The organism is Vibrio zhanjiangensis (assembly GCF_030161235.1).
GTDB lineage: Bacteria > Pseudomonadota > Gammaproteobacteria > Enterobacterales > Vibrionaceae > Vibrio > Vibrio zhanjiangensis.
In genome coordinates this window covers 39,836-54,329 of record NZ_BSPW01000094.1, presented here as the reverse complement: position 1 = coordinate 54,329, position 14,494 = coordinate 39,836, and the positions used below count along the sequence as shown (strand labels likewise).

The window sequence follows — 14,494 nt, the reverse complement described above, 5'->3', positions numbered from 1 at the left end:
AGTTAACGTAATGACAAAGTCGCTTGGTAATTAAGGTACGACAGAATCGCTTGGTGATCACAATTGATCAACTGCCAGATGCAACAGAAATAACACCGCGATTCTCAAATAGCTCGCTGTAGGCTATTATTAGCCGCGAAATTAGCCCAAACGGCATAAACGGAACCATAAGCCAGGCCAATAGGCACACTCGAGTACTGGTGATGAGAGCCGCCAGAAATACGAGTAATTGATGCAAATGAAGAAAAACGACCAAACACCAAATAAAAACGACGTCTATCCAGAGTTATCTCTGAACGTTATTACGCGCCAAGAACATAATATTTCTCGTAAACACATCAGTGACAACGCATTGAAGGTATTGTACCGACTTCATGGTGCAGGCTTTGACGCCTTTCTTGTCGGTGGCGGTGTACGGGACTTACTTCTGGATCAAAGACCGAAAGATTTTGATATAGCAACCAATGCGACTCCAGAACAAATACGCCAACTATTTAAAAATTGTCGTCTTATTGGCCGCCGCTTTCGTCTTGCACATATTATGTTTGGCCGAGACATTATCGAGGTCGCCACTTTTCGTGGCCATCATCAAGAAAGCACTAAAAATATCTCTCAGCAATCGAAAGAAGGCATGCTTTTACGCGACAATGTCTATGGCACCATAGACGAAGATGCAGAACGTCGCGACTTTACGATTAACGCTATGTACTACAACATAGATAATTATGCCATTCATGACTATGCAGGTGGACATGAAGATCTAGAAGAACGATTGGTGCGTTTGATAGGCGACCCACAAACACGCTATCGTGAAGATCCAGTGCGTATGCTACGTGCCATTCGTTTTGCCGTGAAATTAGACTTTGATATCGAAGAAGACACAGCGGCTCCTATTGAAGAGATGTCTCATCTTTTGCAAGATATTCCAGCTGCACGCTTGTACGAAGAATCTCTAAAAATGCTACAGTCAGGTTATGGATTGGAAACCTACCATCTGATGCGAGAGTACAACCTATTTCAGCAGCTGTTTCCATTAATCGCCGAAGATTTCACCCAAGATTACTCATCAAAAACTGAACAAATGCTTGATTTGGTTCTAGATTCAACTGACATACGAATCGAGCAAGGTAAGCGTATTAATCCTGCCTTCATGTTTGCAGCCATGTTATGGTACCCACTTCTCGCGCGTGCTGACATCTTAATGGCAAAACGTAAACTTTCTGAATACGATGCCGTGATGGAAGCAAGTAACCATATCCTAGATGAACAAGTTCGGACCATAGCGATCCCGCGCCGTCATACTGCAACTATCCGAGAAATATGGCAATTGCAACTTCGCCTACCACGCAGAAATGGCAAGCGCGCTGCACGTCTAATGGAGTTAAACAAGTTTAGAGCGGGTTTTGATTTCCTCGAAATGAGAGCAGAAATTGAAACAGGTGAAACAGAACAACTTGCCAAGTGGTGGCAGACGTTTCAAAATGCGGGACGCGAAATGAGGCAGGCTATGGTCGCCGATTTAGACTCTGAGACACCAGAACATAATAAAAAACGTCGCCGCAAGCCATTTCGGAACAAAAAGAACAAGGTTTCATCTTCATGACCACGGTCTATATAGCGATTGGGAGTAATTTATCCGACCCAATAGCTCAAGCAAATAATGCAATTAACGCACTGAAACAATTACCAAAATCTGAGTTTATCAATTGCTCTATGCTATACACTAGCCCCCCTATGGGGCCGCAAGATCAACCTGATTACATTAATGCTGTTGTCGAAATTCACACACAATTAACACCCATTGAATTACTCGATTGCACTCAGGCTATTGAACAAGAACAAGGGCGTATCCGCAAAGATGAGCGCTGGGGACCTCGTACCCTAGATTTAGACATCCTTCTTTACGGAAATGAAGTCATCGACTCAGAGCGCCTAACCATTCCACACTATGGAATGAAGGAACGAGAATTCGTACTATATCCGCTCGCTGACATTGCGCCCAGTATCACTCTCCCATGTGGGACCAGACTAGAAGATTTGTTGTCTATTGTCTCAAAAAATGGTCTGCGTGTTTGGCAATCATAGCCAACTCCTGAAAGGAAAAATCATGAAAAAAGTTACCATATCTGATCTGATGAAATGGAAGCAGGAAGGTCGTAAATTTGCTACTTCTACAGCTTATGACGCTAGCTTCGCTCAACTATTCGAAAGTGAAGAAATGCCGGTTCTTCTAGTGGGAGACTCCTTAGGCATGGTTTTACAAGGTCAATCTGATACTTTGCCAGTAACCATCGAAGACATCGCTTATCACACACGTTGTGTGCGGGCCGGTAGCCCTAATTGTCTGCTAATGGCTGATATGCCTTTCATGAGTTACGCGACACCTGAGCAAGCTTGTGAAAATGCCGCTAAGCTCATGCGTGCAGGAGCGAACATGGTTAAAATTGAAGGAGGCGATTGGCTAATCGATACGGTGAAAGTACTAACCGAGCGTGCGGTGCCTGTTTGTGCTCATTTAGGATTAACCCCACAGTCAGTTCATATTTTGGGTGGCTATAAAGTTCAAGGGCGTGAGCAAGATAAAGCAGAACGTATGGTTCGTGATGCTATTGCTCTACAAGCTGCCGGAGCCCAAATTATTTTATTAGAATGTGTTCCCAGAGACCTCGCTGCGCGAATTACAGAAGTCTGTGATGTTCCTGTAATAGGAATAGGAGCAGGCAATATGACGGACGGTCAAGTCCTTGTTATGCACGACATGTTCGGAATATCCGCAAATTACATACCTAAATTTTCAAAAAACTTCCTTGCTGAAACTGGAGATCTGCGCAAAGCGGTCGCCATGTACAAAGACGAAGTTGAACGTGGCGCATTCCCAAGCCATGCCCACACAATTGCATAAGGAGTTAACTGATGCAAACTTTTACTGAAATTGTCACGCTTCGCGAACAAATCAAACTGCATAAACGTGAAGGACGCAGTATCGCTTTTGTCCCTACGATGGGTAATCTGCATGAAGGTCATCTCACATTGATGCGTAAAGCGCGCGAGCTGGCCGATGTCGTCATCGTCAGTATTTTCGTCAACCCTATGCAATTTGAGCGTAGTGACGATCTGAACAACTACCCTAGAACACTTGAAGATGATCTCAACAAATTAACCAATGATGGTATTGACATGGTGTTCACGCCTACTCCTGAAGTCATCTACCCAAATGGAACAGACAAACAATCTTTTATTGATGTGCCAGGCTTGTCAAACATCCTCGAAGGGGCCTCTCGTCCAGGGCATTTCCGTGGCGTTGCCACTGTGGTGACCAAGTTATTCAATATTGTTCAACCCGATATCGCATGCTTTGGTGAAAAAGACTTCCAACAACTAGCCGTCATTCGCAAAATGACACAAGATCTTGCCATGGATATTGAGATCATCGGCGTACCGACCGTTCGTGAAATGGATGGCCTTGCCATGAGCTCACGCAACAACCTGTTGACCATTGATGAACGCCAGCGTGCACCAGTCTTAGCCCGCACTATGCGCTGGATCAGTAGTGCCATGCGTGGTGGACGAAACGATTATGCGTCAATTATCGAAGATGCTAGCGATCAGCTCAGAGCTGCAGAGCTCCAGCCAGATGAAATTTTTATTCGTGATTCAAACACATTAGGCATGGTGACAGCGGAAACAAATCAAGCCGTTATCCTGATGTCAGCCTTTTTGGGTCAAGCTCGACTTATTGACAACCAAGTGGTTGAACTCACCATAGATACACACGAAGAGCATCCTACAGAGTCGGCTTCAGAAAACGCAGACTAATTCGGCCGTCAATGTGAAAAAGCTGGACCTAGCATCCAGCTTTTATTTTCTGCTTAAGACCCATCAATGTCCCTAACTTCTTAGTCCAATCCCCTTAGTGACTAAATAATGTGCAATCGCGTAGAGAAAGACGACAAAAACCGTCAACACACTAAATGATGTCACTATACCAACATCAGAAATGCCCAAAAATCCGTAACGAAACGCATTGACCATATAGATAATAGGATTAATCTTCGATACTCCTTGCCAAAACTCAGGCAGCAGGCTTATTGAATAAAATACGCCCCCAAGGTAGGTGAGCGGAGTCAGCACAAAGGTAGGAATAATAGAAATATCATCAAAGGTTTTTGCGTATACCGCATTAATCAAGCCCCCAAGTGCAAACACTATTGACGTCATAAAGACGGTCATAATAATCACGCCCCAATGATCAACTTGAAGATCAACAAAAAGCAGTGATACCACGGTCACAATCAGCCCTACTAATAACCCTCTAGCAACGCCTCCCATAACAAAGCCTAATATGATCACATAATTAGGAACGGGGGCGACAAGGAGTTCTTCGATATTTTTTTGGAACTTTGCACTGAAGAATGACGAAGCAACATTAGAATAGGAGTTAGTGATCACCGACATCATGATGAGTCCTGGCACTATATATTCCATATAACTAAAGCCATTCATCTCACCAATTCTCGACCCTATTAAACTCCCAAAGATTATAAAATATAAAGTCATAGTGATCGCTGGTGGGACCAAGGTCTGAACCCAAATACGAGTGAACCTGTGTATTTCTTTACTCATGAGGCTACAAAATGCAGTCCAATATAAACGATGCATGCTATTGGCCTCCTTGACGAACAATATTTACGAACAGCTCTTCCAAACGATTTGACTTATTCCGCATCGATAAGACCTTAATTCCCTGTTCGGTTAGCTGACTAAAAATTGTGTTCAGCCCTTGAGTCTTTTCTATTTCAATTTCCAATGAACCATTTTTAATACTCTGACTAATGACCCCATCCAACTGAGCTACGGTCACCTCTTCTTCTAAATCAAAAATAAAGGTTTCAACATGTAACTTGTTAAGTAAAGCCTTCATTGTGGTGTTTTCTATAAGCTCACCTTTATTTATGATGCCTATATTGCGGCACAACATTTCGGCTTCCTCAAGGTAATGAGTAGTGAGAATAATCGTAATTCCTTGCTGATTAATCTGCTTGAGAAATTCCCACATCGAGCGGCGAAGCTCAATATCAACACCCGCCGTCGGTTCATCTAAAATCAACAGCTTAGGCTCATGAATCAAGGCTCTTGCAATCATCAAGCGTCTTTTCATTCCACCAGATAGATGACGAGCACGCTCGTTTTTCTTATCCCACAACTCAAGTTGCGTTAAATATTTTTGTGCTCTCTCTTTGGCAAGTGTACGAGGAACTCCATAGTAACCGGCTTGCTGAAGTACAATTTGTTCGACAGTCTCAAAAGGGTTGAAATTAAACTCTTGTGGAACCAGCCCCAAATGCTGCTTAGCTAACTCAAGACTTTGGTCAATGTCGAAGCCAAATACCCTGACAATACCAGAAGTTTTGTTAACCAAAGATGAAATCACCCCAATAGTGGTCGATTTACCGGCACCATTAGGGCCAAGAAGGGCATAAAAGTCGCCTTGGGTAACATTTAGACTGATGCCCTTCAATGCCTCAAGTCCACCCGAGTATGTCTTGCGAAGCTGCTGTATTTCTAATGCGTACATAGTATTCACTGTTAATAATATAAAGTTGTAGTATCTCGCAGTTTGGGATAGCTGGGAAAAAGTACCTTGATGACTAAAAAGTGATCCGATACCGCCAAAACACTACGGCTGCTTATGAGTTTATCTCTGAATCCATACTTACACAATTAATATTTCGATTAAATTGGAAATATAGAAAAATACCCTACCTACTGCACAGTGAAAAGTAAACAGCATTACTTACCCTCTCAAATGGTAAGCTTTCTGGAGACATCAGATGAGTTCTTTATTACCGTAATTTAACGAGAAGGACGACCTAAGATTGTGTATAGTGGTGTAAGGCTCGTTAAGGAATAATTGAAAAATGCCGGAAATAAAGCAGCTTTTTGAAAACAACTCAAAATGGTCTGAATCCATTAAGGCTGAACGACCAGAGTACTTTGCAACACTAAAAGAAGGACAAAATCCTGATTTTCTTTGGATTGGCTGTGCTGATAGCCGAGTTCCCGCAGAGCGCCTTACTGGCTTATATTCAGGCGAGCTATTCGTACATAGAAATGTTGCCAACCAAGTCATTCATACCGACCTGAATTGTTTATCAGTAGTACAGTACGCGGTTGAAGTTCTTAAAGTGAAACACATCATTGTGTGTGGCCACTATGGATGCGGTGGTGTGAATGCCGCAATCGACAACCCTCAGTTAGGCCTAATCAATAACTGGCTCTTGCACATCCGCGACAACTATCATAAATACAAAACTCAGATTGAATCTTTACCTCGTGAACAGTGGGGAGATAAATTGTGTGAGATTAACGTTGCTGAACAAGTGTATAACTTGGGTAATTCAACAATTTTACAGGGTGCTTGGGAACGCGGCCAAGAGATTGAAATACACGGCGTTGTCTATGGGATAGGCAATGGTAAGTTACAAGACTTAGGTGTACGCTGCTCTGATCGTGAGTCTCTAGAATCAGGTCATCGAGAAGCCTTGAGCAAAATATTATCATCACCAGTTCTTGGCTAATTTCTGGTAAAAAGACTCAGCCCCTTGCGTTAAAGGGGCTTGTAGCAACTTCAGCAACAATATAGCGTTATTCTTGTGGTACTACCTTGCCAATATAAGGTAAGTGACGGTAGTTTTGCGCGTAATCGATACCGACACCGACAACAAATTCATCGGGAATAGCAAAGCCGACCCAATCCACTGGTACTTCTACTTCACGACGTGAAGGCTTATCTAACAGAGTACAGATAGATATCGATTTGGGCTCACGTAAAGACAATATCTCACGTATTTTATTGAGTGTGTTTCCTGTATCGATAATATCTTCGATGATCAGTACATCCTTGCCTTTGATATCATCATCAAGATCTTTCAGTATTCTCACATCTCGAGAGCTTTCCATACTATTGCCATAACTCGACGCAGTCATAAAGTCGACCTGATGGGTTAATTCAATTTTCCTCGCCAAGTCCGCCATGAAAACAAACGAACCTCGCAGCAGACCAACCAATACTAAATTTTCACTGCCTTGGTAATACTGGGTAATTTCCTTACCTAATTCACTTACCCGTGCTTGAACCTCTTGTTCCGAAATCATCACTTCTACTGTATGCTTCATATCAATCTCATTTTTTCGTTTAATGGAAATGCATTAGGCAAGGAATTTTGTACCAACCCAAGATTTTGGCACATATTTTAGCACCAGTATGGCATAGGTAAAACGTTTGCCTGATTAAAGCGTGCAATAAATATATGCAACTTCATGATCTCAAGCACGGTATTAATAAAAATGATTATTAAATAAACTGAAATCGTTGACCTAATTGATATGCACCATTACACTCATAGGTGCGAAAGCAATAATAATATTCTAACTAGGGCATAAGCCCAAATATACAACTCAATTGGCAAGGAAATATAACTATGGATTCTATAGCTAAAAGACCGCGTACGCGCCTTTCTCCGCAAAAACGTAAGCAGCAACTAATGGAAATTGCATTAGAGGTGTTCGCTCGTCGTGGTATTGGTCGCGGTGGTCACGCAGATATCGCAGAAATTGCTCAAGTTTCTGTCGCAACAGTATTTAATTACTTCCCTACGCGAGAAGATTTAGTCGATGATGTATTAAACTACGTCGTGCGCCAATTCTCTAACTTCCTATCTGACAATATCGATCTCGATATTCACGCTAAAGAAAACCTTCGTAACCTTACTTCTGCAATGGTGGACTTAGTCGTCAGCGACTGTCACTGGCTAAAAGTTTGGTTCGAGTGGAGTGCATCAACCCGTGATGAAGTATGGCCACTGTTTGTTTCAACAAATCGCACCAACCAACTATTGGTTCAAAACATGTTTGTTAAAGCAATCGAACGAGGCGAAGTCTGCGATACACATGACCCAGCAGATTTAGCCACACTTTTCCACGGTATCTGCTACTCATTGTTCGTACAAGCGAACCGCACCCAAGATGATGATTCAGTGAACCGCTTAACACAAAGCTACTTGAACATGCTTTGTATATACAAGTAACACCTTAGCTGAAACGAAAGCCGAGTAACAATCGATACTCGGCTTTTTTGCATCTGTTGGTTAAATAAAAAAGCCGCTGACATATCAGCGGCTTTTCGATATTCAAAACGAAGTTACTTCTTCTTTTTCACTGCTTTTTTGTTTGGAAGGTCGGTAATTGAGCCTTCAAAGACTTCAGCAGCAAGTCCCACAGATTCATGCAACGTTGGGTGAGCATGAATGGTCAATGCAATATCTTCAGCATCACAACCCATTTCTATTGCCAAACCAATTTCACCAAGTAGTTCACCACCATTGGTACCAACAATTGCACCACCAATTACACGGTGAGTCTCTTTGTCAAAAATAAGCTTAGTCATACCATCAGCGCAATCTGACGCAATGGCACGGCCTGACGCAGCCCACGGGAAAGTCGCCACTTCATATTTAATGCCTTCTTCCTTCGCTTCTTTCTCTGTTTTGCCAACCCATGCCACTTCTGGTTCAGTGTACGCAATTGAAGGAATAACTTTAGGATCAAAGTAATGCTTCTTACCAGCAATCACTTCAGCAGCGACATGGCCTTCATGCACACCCTTGTGAGCTAGCATTGGCTGACCGACGATATCACCGATTGCAAAGATATGAGGAACATTGGTACGCAGCTGCTTATCTACATTGATAAAACCACGCTCATCCACTTGAACCCCTGCTTTTTCCGCATCCAATGATTGACCATTCGGTACTCGGCCAATGGCAACAAGAACCGCATCATAACGCTCTGCTTCTGCTGGTGCTTTTTTACCTTCCATAGATACGTAGATGCCGTCTTCTTTCGCTTCCACTGCCGTCACTTTGGTTTCAAGCATTAGATGGAATTTGTTTTGAACACGTTTTGTGTACACCTTAACAATATCTTTATCAGCCGCAGGGATAACTTGGTCAAACATCTCTACGACATCGACTTTAGAACCAAGTGAATGGTATACAGTACCCATTTCTAGACCTATGATACCACCTCCCATGATAAGGAGTTTCTCTGGCACTTCTTTTAGTTCCAGTGCATCCGTAGAATCCCAAATACGTGGGTCTTCATGCGGAATAAACGGCAGTTTAATAGGACGAGAGCCTGCAGCAATGATTGCATTATCGAAGTTAACGACTGTCGATTGACCATCAGCATCAACCTGAATGGAGTTAGGCCCTGTAAATTTACCATAGCCATTAACAACTGTGACGTTACGCATCTTAGCCATTCCGCCAAGACCACCAGTCAACTGGTTAACGACGCGCTCTTTCCAGATACGTATTTTGCTAATGTCTGTCTTTGGCTCGCCAAATACGACACCGTGTTCTGCCATCGCTTTCGCTTCTTCGATGACTTTAGACACATGAAGAAGTGCTTTCGATGGGATACAACCCACGTTAAGACATACACCACCAAGAGTGTTGTAACGCTCGATAAGTACGGTTTCAAGACCTAAATCTGCACAACGGAATGCAGCGGAGTAACCAGCAGGACCAGAACCAAGTACAACAACTTGGGCTTTAATTTCTTTGCTCATTTTGACCTCTTGTAGTCATTATCCCTAACAGGCGAGTGGGTATTAATTCTTATGTTTAATAGTGGTTAGTTTTAAACAGTTATTTTCAGACCGCCAACAGTTTACAGAGATGTTAATGGTGTGAAAAGCAATTCCATTTAGCCTGTGAGCTAGCCAACAATTCAGTAAGGAAAACCTTATCTCAACCTAATTGCTGGACGTTTCTAGTAACAGAGGCGGCTCAAATAGCCGCCTCTAAGTAACACGTTTTCGTTAAAGAACCAAACGGCGAATGTCTGACAAACATCCGTTTAGATAGGTGATAAAACGCGCGCCTTCTGCACCATCAATCACACGGTGGTCATATGAAAGAGACAGAGGTAATTGTAGACGCGGCTCAAATTCTTTACCGTTCCACACAGGCTTCATCTCAGACTTAGACACGCCAAGAATACCCACTTCTGGTGCATTAACGATAGGGGTAAATGCTGTACCACCAATACCACCTAGGCTTGATATGGTAAAACACCCACCCTGCATGTCTGCAGCGGTCAGCTTACCAGCACGTGCCTTTTTAGACACGAGCATTAACTCTTCAGATAGCTCATAGATGCCTTTCTTATTGACATCCTTAAACACAGGCACAACTAAACCATTCGGTGTATCTACAGCAATGCCTATGTTGACATATTTCTTCAGAATTAGGCTCTCACCATCTTCAGATAGAGAAGAGTTAAACGCTGGGAAAGCTTCAAGAGCTTTCGCTGCCGCTTTCATGATAAACACCAGAGGTGTAATCTTCATGCCAGAATCTTTCTTCGCTTCAATCGCGTTTTGCTCTTTACGGAAAGCTTCCAGTTCTGTGATATCTGCATTATCCCACTGAGTTACATGAGGGATCATCACCCAGTTACGATGCAAGTTAGCACCAGAGATCTTCTTGATACGAGAAAGTGGCTGAATCTCAGTTTCACCAAATTTGCTAAAATCGACATTTGGCCATGGTAGCAAACCAAGCGCTGCACCATCGCCTTTACCCGACGCTGCTCCCGCACCAGATTCAAGACGTTTCAGCGCTTCTTTTACATATGACTGAACATCCTCTTTAAGAATACGGCTCTTACGACCAGTACCTTTGACCTTAGCTAGGTTTACACCAAATTCTCTCGCTAAGCGACGCACCACAGGAGAGGCATGCGAATACTCGTTATTCTCTTGGAAATCACCAGATGCCGTTGGTGCCACCGCTTCTGATTTAGGAGCACTGGCAGCCGGAGCTGGTGTTTGAGCAGAGGTTGGTGCTGCAACGGGCGCTGGTGTTGCACCTGCAACTTCAAAGACCATAATTAGAGAACCAGTAGAAACCTTATCACCAGCAGAAATTTTAATGTCTTTAATTGTCCCTGCAAATGGTGCCGGAACTTCCATAGATGCTTTGTCACCTTCAACAGTGATTAGAGACTGCTCTTCTTCCACTGTATCGCCAACAGCAACCATGATCTCAGTCACTTCGACTTCGTCACCACCAATATCCGGCACATTGACTTCTTTTACGGCCGAGGCTGATGGTGCTGCAGCTACTGGAGTGTCGACTGCAACCGTCGCCGCAGGAGCGCCTGTACCTGCAACTTCAAATACCATGATCAAAGAGCCAGTTGTCACCTTATCACCACTAGCGACTTTGATCTCTTTTAGTGTGCCGGAAAATGGCGCCGGTACTTCCATTGACGCTTTATCGCCTTCAACAGTGAGAAGTGATTGCTCTTCAGTGATGCTATCACCGACAGAGACCATGATTTCAGTCACTTCCACTTCATCGCCACCAATATCAGGGACATGAACTTCTTTAAGTTCAGAAACTGACGCTGGGGCAACAGCAGGAGATACTTCGGCAGCAGGCTTAGCTTCAGCTGCGCTATCTTCTGCAACAAACACCATAATGAGAGAGCCTGTTGATACTTTGTCGCCTTCAGCGACTTTGATCTCTTTAACAATACCGGCTGTCGATGCAGGCACTTCCATAGAAGCTTTATCACCCTCGACAGTAATAAGAGACTGCTCTTCTTCAACCTTGTCACCAACGCTTACAAGAATTTCAGTAACTTCAACCTCATCCGCACCGATATCTGGTACATTAATTTCGATTGCCATTTCTTATCTACCTTTCTAATTAAGCGTACAACGGGTTAGTTTTCTCAGTATCGATATCGAACTTTTTAATTGCTTCAGTGATCGCAGATTTATCGACCTTACCTTGCTTTTCAAGCTCAGTTAATGCGGCAACAACCACGTATCCAGCATTTACTTCAAAGTGACGACGCAGGTTTTCACGGCTATCTGAACGGCCAAAACCATCAGTACCAAGTACTTTAAATGACTCAGAAGGCATGAAAGCACGAACTTGCTCAGCATAGTTCTTCATGTAGTCTGTGGCAGCAATCGCAGGCTCTTTACCCATTAACTGAGTAATATAAGGCACCTGAGGTTTTGATTCTGGATGAAGCATGTTAAAGCGCTCAACCGCTTGTCCATCTCGTGTTACTTCATTGAAAGAAGTCACTGAGTAGACATCAGATGCAATGCCGTAGTCATCACTCAATATTTGCGCGGCTTTACGCACTTCATTCATGATAGTGCCAGAGCTCATCAATTGAACTTTACCCTTACCACGCTTACCTGAATAACTTTCAAGCTTGTAGATACCTTTACGAATGCCTTCCTCAGCCCCTTCAGGCATCGCTGGCATCTCGTAGTTTTCGTTCATTAATGTTAGGTAGTAGAAGACATTCTCTTGCTGTGGCCCGTACATACGACGAATACCATCTTGCATAATAACCGCAACTTCGTACGCAAACGTTGGGTCATAAGAAATACAGTTAGGAACCGTATTCGCCATAATGTGTGAATGGCCATCTTCATGCTGCAAACCCTCACCATTTAGGGTTGTACGACCCGCGGTCGCGCCGAGCAAGAAACCACGAGCTTGCTGGTCACCTGCCATCCATGCCATATCACCCACACGTTGGAAGCCAAACATTGAGTAATAAATATAGAACGGGATCATTGGTAGGTTGTTGGTGCTATATGATGTTGCAGCAGCTACCCAAGAAGCCATCGAACCCAGTTCGTTGATACCCTCTTGAAGTACTTGTCCAGAGGTAGCCTCTTTGTAGTATGAGACCACACCACGATCTTCTGGCGTATATGCCTGACCATGAGGGTTATAAATACCAATTTGGCGGAACAAGCCTTCCATACCGAAAGTACGGGCTTCATCACATATAATTGGAACAATATTATTACCAATACCTTTATTCTTAAGCAGAATATTTAAGGTACGTACATAGGCCATTGTGGTCGAGATTTCACGCTTTTGCTCACTAAGCAGTGGCGCAAATTCTTCTAATTCAGGCAACTGAAGTTCTTGACTGAATCTCGGTAAACGCTGAGGAGTGTAACCTTTGAGTGCTTTGCGGCGTGCGTGTAAGTATTCGTGCTCTTTTGAACCTTCTTCCAAGGTTAAATAAGGCAACTCTTTTACCGCTTCATCCGTTAGAAGGTCTTGTAGGCCTAGGCGATCACGCATATACAGAACATGCGTCATATCCATCTTCTTAACTTGGTGAGCAATATTCTTACCTTCAGCAGCATCACCCATCCCATAGCCTTTCACTGTCTTCGCCAAAATCACAGTAGGGCGACCTTTAGTTTGCTCTGCATTCTTGTATGCCGCATAAAGCTTGGATGACTCATGACCGCCGCGTTTAAGGGCAAAGATCTCATCATCTGTCATGTCAGCAACAAGCGCCGCTGTTTCTGGATATTTACCAAAGAAATGCTCACGAACGTAGGCTCCATCTTTGGCTTTGAAGGTTTGGTAATCACCATCAATGGTTTCGTTCATAAGTTGCAGCAATTTGCCTGTGGTATCTTTAGCCAGTAAAGAATCCCAATTGTTGCCCCAAATCACTTTAACCACATTCCAGCCAGCACCTTTGAATAGGCCTTCAAGCTCTTGAATGATCTTACCGTTACCCATTACAGGGCCATCTAAACGCTGTAGGTTGCAGTTGATTAAGAAACATAGATTGTCTAGCTTCTCACGCGCAGCAAAAGAAATCGCACCACGTGATTCAGGTTCATCCATCTCACCATCACCCAAGAAAGCGTAAACACGCTGCTCAGAGGTATCTTTAAGACCGCGACCTTCAAGATATTTCAGGAAGCGAGCCTGATAGATAGCAGAAATTGGACCTAAGCCCATAGAAACCGTTGGGAACTGCCAGAACTCAGGCATCAGCTTAGGGTGTGGGTAGGATGGAATACCTTTCCCGTCCACTTCTTGACGGAAATTGTCTAACTGTTCTGCCGTTAAACGACCTTCCACAAAGGCTCGTGCGTATATACCAGGAGAGATATGGCCTTGGTAATAAACTAAGTCACCACCATCTTTCTCATTGGGAGCACGGAAAAAGTGGTTGAAACATGTTTCGTAGAACGCTGCAGAAGACTGGAAAGATGCCATATGACCACCAAGGTCAAGGTCTTTCTTCGAAGCACGCAAGACTATCATGATTGCGTTCCAACGAATAATGGAACGAATACGACGCTCTATCGTTGTGTCACCGGGGTAAGCGGGTTCTTGATCTGCTGGAATCGTATTGATGTAATTCGTTGTGACTCCAGTTGGCATGTCAACACCGTCTAGACGTGCTTTATCTAGAACTTGCTCTAGTAAGTACTGAGCACGCTCTACACCTTCTTCACGTACCACTGACTCAAGAGCCTGTAACCATTCTTGAGTTTCGAGTGCATCTACGTCATGCTTCATATCAGACATGGCGATCTATCCTTCTGTTGGTTGGATCTACTTATTTTAAGTAA

12 protein-coding genes are annotated in these 14,494 nt (G+C 43.5%); 6 read left to right on the top strand and 6 right to left on the bottom strand.

What is annotated here, in order from left to right; translation table 11 throughout:
• Positions 1–232 precede the first annotated feature (232 nt).
• The 4 genes from pcnB to panC are packed head-to-tail and all read left to right on the top strand — an operon-like array spanning position 233 to position 3,816.
• Entirely contained in the window at positions 233–1,603 is a 1,371-nt protein-coding gene (gene pcnB / locus QQK21_RS20330; protein ID WP_284193993.1) for a polynucleotide adenylyltransferase PcnB, read from the top strand.
• Positions 1,600–2,085, top strand: coding sequence for a 2-amino-4-hydroxy-6-hydroxymethyldihydropteridine diphosphokinase (gene folK / locus QQK21_RS20325; protein WP_284193992.1), 486 nt, complete (start codon positions 1,600–1,602; stop codon positions 2,083–2,085). Before pcnB ends, folK begins: the two co-directional genes overlap by 4 nt.
• 22 nt (positions 2,086–2,107) lie before the next feature.
• On the top strand, positions 2,108–2,902 hold the full coding sequence (gene panB / locus QQK21_RS20320) for a 3-methyl-2-oxobutanoate hydroxymethyltransferase (RefSeq protein WP_284193991.1): 795 nt from the start codon (positions 2,108–2,110) through the stop codon (positions 2,900–2,902).
• Between the two features lie 11 nt (positions 2,903–2,913).
• A complete protein-coding gene (gene panC / locus QQK21_RS20315) occupies positions 2,914–3,816 on the top strand; it encodes a pantoate--beta-alanine ligase (protein WP_284193990.1) in 903 nt (300 codons plus the stop codon).
• A gap of 72 nt (positions 3,817–3,888) precedes the next feature.
• Here panC and QQK21_RS20310 read toward each other — a convergent pair whose 3' ends face one another.
• Together QQK21_RS20310 and QQK21_RS20305 are read right to left on the bottom strand one after the other, a co-directional pair.
• Entirely contained in the window at positions 3,889–4,659 is a 771-nt protein-coding gene (locus QQK21_RS20310) for an ABC transporter permease (RefSeq protein WP_284193989.1), read from the bottom strand.
• A 1-nt stretch (position 4,660) separates the two neighbouring features.
• Entirely contained in the window at positions 4,661–5,575 is a 915-nt protein-coding gene (locus tag QQK21_RS20305; RefSeq protein ID WP_284193988.1) for an ABC transporter ATP-binding protein, read from the bottom strand.
• A gap of 343 nt (positions 5,576–5,918) precedes the next feature.
• On the opposite strand from QQK21_RS20305, the gene can reads away from it, so the two are divergent.
• Positions 5,919–6,578 (top strand): carbonate dehydratase, encoded by a 660-nt coding sequence (gene can, locus QQK21_RS20300; protein WP_284193987.1) that lies wholly within the window; start codon positions 5,919–5,921, stop codon positions 6,576–6,578.
• Between the two features lie 67 nt (positions 6,579–6,645).
• Here the strand turns inward: can and hpt are convergent, their stop codons facing one another.
• Positions 6,646–7,176: a hypoxanthine phosphoribosyltransferase gene (gene hpt, locus QQK21_RS20295; RefSeq protein WP_284193986.1), complete on the bottom strand. Its 531-nt coding sequence runs from the start codon at positions 7,174–7,176 to the stop codon at positions 6,646–6,648.
• A 305-nt stretch (positions 7,177–7,481) separates the two neighbouring features.
• On the opposite strand from hpt, the gene QQK21_RS20290 reads away from it, so the two are divergent.
• Positions 7,482–8,087 carry a LuxR/HapR/OpaR family quorum-sensing transcriptional regulator gene (locus QQK21_RS20290; protein WP_284193985.1) on the top strand — a complete coding sequence of 202 codons (606 nt, stop codon included), beginning with the start codon at positions 7,482–7,484 and terminating at the stop codon, positions 8,085–8,087.
• A gap of 113 nt (positions 8,088–8,200) precedes the next feature.
• On the opposite strand, the gene lpdA is transcribed toward QQK21_RS20290, so the two are convergent.
• The 3 genes from lpdA to aceE form a co-directional block, all read right to left on the bottom strand.
• Complete coding sequence (gene lpdA / locus QQK21_RS20285; protein ID WP_284193984.1) at positions 8,201–9,631, bottom strand: dihydrolipoyl dehydrogenase; 1,431 nt, start codon at positions 9,629–9,631, stop codon at positions 8,201–8,203.
• A gap of 252 nt (positions 9,632–9,883) precedes the next feature.
• Complete coding sequence (gene aceF, locus QQK21_RS20280; RefSeq protein WP_284193983.1) at positions 9,884–11,761, bottom strand: pyruvate dehydrogenase complex dihydrolipoyllysine-residue acetyltransferase; 1,878 nt, start codon at positions 11,759–11,761, stop codon at positions 9,884–9,886.
• Positions 11,762–11,780: 19 nt separating this feature from the next.
• Complete coding sequence (gene aceE / locus QQK21_RS20275; protein ID WP_284193982.1) at positions 11,781–14,450, bottom strand: pyruvate dehydrogenase (acetyl-transferring), homodimeric type; 2,670 nt, start codon at positions 14,448–14,450, stop codon at positions 11,781–11,783.
• Positions 14,451–14,494 lie beyond the last annotated feature (44 nt).

What these genes read in the sequence shown, in the direction of transcription:
- pcnB (WP_284193993.1), top strand. Translation starts at nt 233, where the DNA reads ATGCAAATGAAGAAAAACGACCAAACACCAAATAAAAACGACGTCTAT.
- folK (WP_284193992.1), top strand. Translation starts at nt 1,600, where the DNA reads ATGACCACGGTCTATATAGCGATTGGGAGTAATTTATCCGACCCAATA.
- panB (WP_284193991.1), top strand. Translation starts at nt 2,108, where the DNA reads ATGAAAAAAGTTACCATATCTGATCTGATGAAATGGAAGCAGGAAGGT.
- panC (WP_284193990.1), top strand. Translation starts at nt 2,914, where the DNA reads ATGCAAACTTTTACTGAAATTGTCACGCTTCGCGAACAAATCAAACTG.
- QQK21_RS20310 (WP_284193989.1), bottom strand. Translation starts at nt 4,659, where the DNA reads ATGCATCGTTTATATTGGACTGCATTTTGTAGCCTCATGAGTAAAGAA.
- QQK21_RS20305 (WP_284193988.1), bottom strand. Translation starts at nt 5,575, where the DNA reads ATGTACGCATTAGAAATACAGCAGCTTCGCAAGACATACTCGGGTGGA.
- can (WP_284193987.1), top strand. Translation starts at nt 5,919, where the DNA reads ATGCCGGAAATAAAGCAGCTTTTTGAAAACAACTCAAAATGGTCTGAA.
- hpt (WP_284193986.1), bottom strand. Translation starts at nt 7,176, where the DNA reads ATGAAGCATACAGTAGAAGTGATGATTTCGGAACAAGAGGTTCAAGCA.
- QQK21_RS20290 (WP_284193985.1), top strand. Translation starts at nt 7,482, where the DNA reads ATGGATTCTATAGCTAAAAGACCGCGTACGCGCCTTTCTCCGCAAAAA.
- lpdA (WP_284193984.1), bottom strand. Translation starts at nt 9,631, where the DNA reads ATGAGCAAAGAAATTAAAGCCCAAGTTGTTGTACTTGGTTCTGGTCCT.
- aceF (WP_284193983.1), bottom strand. Translation starts at nt 11,761, where the DNA reads ATGGCAATCGAAATTAATGTACCAGATATCGGTGCGGATGAGGTTGAA.
- aceE (WP_284193982.1), bottom strand. Translation starts at nt 14,450, where the DNA reads ATGTCTGATATGAAGCATGACGTAGATGCACTCGAAACTCAAGAATGG.